The following is a 3,950-nucleotide window of genomic DNA, read 5'->3' as shown; positions in this document are numbered from 1 at the left end:
CCCCCGGTCGTGCCGGTCGGACCGGTCTGGCCTGTCGGACCGGAAACGCCGGTGGCCCCGGCCTGGAGGGCCGGGGCCACCTTACGGTGCGCGGGTACGTCAGGCGTCGCCGCCGGCCGGGCCGGGGTCCGCCGCGGTCACGTCCCTCAGCTGGTAACGGTCGAGCGCCTGCTTCAGCGCCGAACGGTCGATGTGCCCCTCCTTGGCGAGCTCGGTGAGCACGCCCAACACGATCGACTGCGCGTCGATGTGGAAGAAGCGGCGCGCCGCCCCCCTGGTGTCCGCGAAACCGAAGCCGTCCGCGCCCAGCGACTGGTAGGTGTTGGGCACCCAGCGGGAGATCTGGTCGGGAACGGACCGCATCCAGTCGGACACCGCCACCACGGGCCCCTGCGAGCCCTGGAGCTTGCGGGTCACGTACGGGACGCGCTGCTCCTCCTCCGGGTTGAGCAGGTTGTGCTCCTCGACGGACACGGCCTCCCGGCGCAGCTCGTTCCACGAGGTCGCCGACCAGACGTCCGCCTTGACGTCCCACTCGTCCGCGAGGATCTGCTGCGCCTCCAGCGCCCAGGGCACCGCGACACCGGAGGCGATGATCTGGGCGGAGTGCCGGCCGCGCTCACCGGTCCGGTAGCGGTGCAGGCCCTGGATGATGCCCTCGACGTCCACGTTCTCCGGCTCGGCCGGCTGCCGGGTGGGCTCGTTGTAGACGGTCAGGTAGTAGAAGACGTCCTCGGCGTTCTCGCCGTACATCCTCCGCAGACCGTCCTTGACGATGTGCGCGATCTCGAAGCCGAAGGCCGGGTCGTAGGACACGCACGCCGGGTTGGTGGAGGCGAGCAGCTGCGAGTGGCCGTCGGCGTGCTGGAGCCCCTCGCCGGTCAGCGTGGTCCGTCCGGCGGTGGCTCCCAGCACGAAGCCGCGGGCGAGCTGGTCGGCCATCTGCCAGAACTGGTCGCCGGTCCGCTGGAACCCGAACATCGAGTAGAAGACGTAGATGGGGATGAGCGGCTCGCCGTGCGTGGCGTACGCCGAGCCGGCCGCGATGAGCGAGGCGGTGCAGCCGGCCTCGGAGATGCCGTCGTGCAGCATCTGCCCGTTGGGCGACTCCTTGTAGGCCAGCAGCAGCTCGCGGTCGACCGACTCGTAGGTCTGCCCCAGCGGGTTGTAGATCTTCGCGGAGGGGAAGAAGGAGTCCATTCCGAAGGTGCGGTACTCGTCCGGAGCGATCAGCACGAACCGGCGGCCGATCTCCTTGTCCCGCATGAGGTCCTTCAGCAGCCGTACGAACGCCATGGTGGTGGCGATCTCCTGCTGGCCGGAGCCCTTCTTGACCGACGCGTAGGTCTTGTCCTCCGGCAGCACCAGCGGCTTCGACCGGTCCACCCGTGTCGGCACGTAGCCACCGAGCTCCCGGCGGCGGTCGTGCATGTACTGGATCTCCTCGGAGCCCCGCCCGGGGTGGTAGTACGGCGGTGCGCCGCTCTCCAACTCCTTGTCCGGGATGGGCAGGTGCAACCGGTCGCGGAACCGCTTGAGGTCCTCGGCCGTGAGCTTCTTCATCTGGTGCGTGGCGTTGCGGCCCTCGAAGTTCGGCCCCAGCGTCCAGCCCTTGACGGTCTGCGCCAGGATCACGGTGGGCTGGCCCTTGTGCTCCTTGGCCGCCTTGTACGCCGCGTACACCTTGCGGTGGTCGTGCCCGCCACGGCCCAGGTGCAGGATCTGCTCGTCGGTCATGTCCTCGACCATGGCGCGCAGCCGGTGGTCACCGCCGAAGAAGTGGTCCCTGATGTAGGCACCCGTCTCCGTGGCGTAGGTCTGGAACTGACCGTCGGGTGTCGTGTTGAGCTTGTTGACCAGCACCCCGTCCCGGTCCTGGGCGAGCAGCGGGTCCCAGGAGCGGTCCCACACCAGCTTGATGACGTTCCAGCCGGCACCGCGGAACTGCGACTCCAGCTCCTGGATGATCTTCCCGTTGCCGCGGACCGGGCCGTCGAGCCGCTGCAGGTTGCAGTTGACGACGAAGGTGAGGTTGTCCAGGCCCTCGCGGGCGGCGATCGAGAGCTGACCGAGGGACTCGGGCTCGTCCATCTCGCCGTCGCCGAGGAAGGCGTAGACCTGGGACGCGGAGGTGTCCGCGATGCCGCGGGCCTCCATGTAGCGGTTCATCCGCGCCTGATAGATCGCGCCGATGGGGCCCAGGCCCATCGAGACGGTCGGGAACTCCCAGAAGTCCGGCATCAGCCGGGGGTGCGGATAACTGCTCAGCCCGTTCGGTGCCTTCGACTTCTCCTGCCGGAAGCCGTCGAGGTGCTCCTCGGTGAGCCGGTCGAGCAGGAAGGCGCGGGCGTAGATACCGGGGGAGGCGTGCCCCTGGAAGAAGATCTGGTCGCCGCCGTCGCCGCCGTCCTTGCCCCGGAAGAAGTGGTTGAATCCCACGTCGTAGAGCGATGCCGAGGAGGCGAAGGTGGCGATGTGTCCGCCGACCCCGATGCCCGGGCGCTGCGCACGGGAGACCATCACGGCCGCGTTCCAGCGGGTCGCGTTGAGGATCCGGCGCTCGATCTCCTCGTTGCCGGGGAAGAACGGTTCAGCCTTGGTCGGGATGGTGTTGACGTAGTCCGTGCTGCGCATCTCCGGCACGGCCACACGCTTCTCGCGGGCGCGCTCGATGAGGCGGAGCATCAGATAGCGGGCACGTTCCCGGCCCCGCTCGTCGACGGCTGCGTCGAGCGAGTCGAGCCATTCCTGGGTCTCCTCGGGATCGAAATCCGGGACCTGGCTGGGAAGGCCGCCAATGATGATCGGGTTGCGATCGGATCCGGAAGCCACGCTGTTCCTTCGCTGGTCGGTATTGCTCTACAGGTGTCGCGCCGACTCCCATCGTGGACCGCTGGGGCGCGTACGTCATCTCTACCCGGGGGTAACCGCAAACGGCCGTCGCAGGGGACCGTCGAGCGCGGCCGGGCACGACGGTCGGCCAAACCGCAACCTTACGCCCACCTCTCCTTCAGCTCCTTCAGCCCGCGTACGGCCGTTCGGCCCTGCCGGTCGTCCGGGAGGCGGCAGTGGCAGAAATCGGGCGGAACGCTGTGTCGTGGATCACTGTGACATGCGCCTTGTAGGGCGAGACGTCAACGTTTGGGCGGGATAGACGGCCGGGTACTTGCGCGATCCGCCCGGCACGTGTGGACTACGCCCAAGTACCTCGCGCCCGCGCGGGGCACCCCCGTACTTTCGAAAGATGTCAGGAGGCAATCCGTGAGCGCGACCGCGGACCACGCGGAGGAGCGGACCAACCCAGCCGCGAGGCTGGGTTTCCAGCCCGGACAGGTGGTCCAGGAGCTCGGCTACGACGACGACACCGAGCAGGCCCTCCGGGAGGGGATCGAGGCCATCACGGGCAGTGAGCTTGTCGACGAGGAGTACGACGATCTCGCCGACGCCGTGGTGTTGTGGTTCCGCGATGAGGACGGCGACCTGACGGACGCGCTGGTGGACGCCATCGGCCTGGTCGACGAGGGAGCCCCCATCTGGCTGATGACACCCAAGACCGGCCGGGACGGCTACGTGGAGGCCAGCGAGATCGGCGAAGCCGCCCAGACCGCGGGCCTTCAGCAGACCAAGCCGCTGAACGTCGGTAAGGACTGGACGGGCAGCCGCCTCGTCACCCCGAACACCAGCCGGGCCGCCAAGGGCTGAGTCGAACCGGCGGTCCACCCGCCCACCATGCATGCGTGCCCCCGGTGTGATCACCGGGGGCACGCCCCTGAGGCCCCCGGTTCGACTCCGACCTGCCGGCCCGACCGACCTGCCGGCCGAAAGGCGTGCTCCTCCCGTCGGCCACGCGGCCTCTGCGATGCGCGCCACCGCCATGCGGCGCCACCCGTCGAGCAGCGCCCTCCCGGCCGAACATCCGCCTCGCCGTCCCGCAGCCCTCGCGTGGCCTT

General features: G+C 69.1%; 2 protein-coding genes. One reads left to right on the top strand and one right to left on the bottom strand.

Features of this window, described 5'->3' with window-relative positions; genetic code table 11:
- Positions 1 to 99 precede the first annotated feature (99 nt).
- The gene (aceE, locus tag ACYVE9_RS18190; RefSeq protein ID WP_461028938.1) at positions 100 to 2,832 is read right to left on the bottom strand and encodes a pyruvate dehydrogenase (acetyl-transferring), homodimeric type; all 2,733 of its coding nucleotides are present in this window, start codon (positions 2,830 to 2,832) and stop codon (positions 100 to 102) included.
- 429 nt (positions 2,833 to 3,261) lie between these two features.
- On the opposite strand from aceE, the gene ACYVE9_RS18185 reads away from it, so the two are divergent.
- On the top strand, positions 3,262 to 3,702 hold the full coding sequence (locus ACYVE9_RS18185; RefSeq protein ID WP_461028937.1) for a DUF3052 domain-containing protein: 441 nt from the start codon (positions 3,262 to 3,264) through the stop codon (positions 3,700 to 3,702).
- Positions 3,703 to 3,950: the final 248 nt, after the last annotated feature.

It is taken from the genome of Streptomyces sparsus (assembly GCF_054776295.1).
Note: the sequence above shows the minus strand (reverse complement) of the source record. Positions and strands in the feature narration are given on the sequence as shown.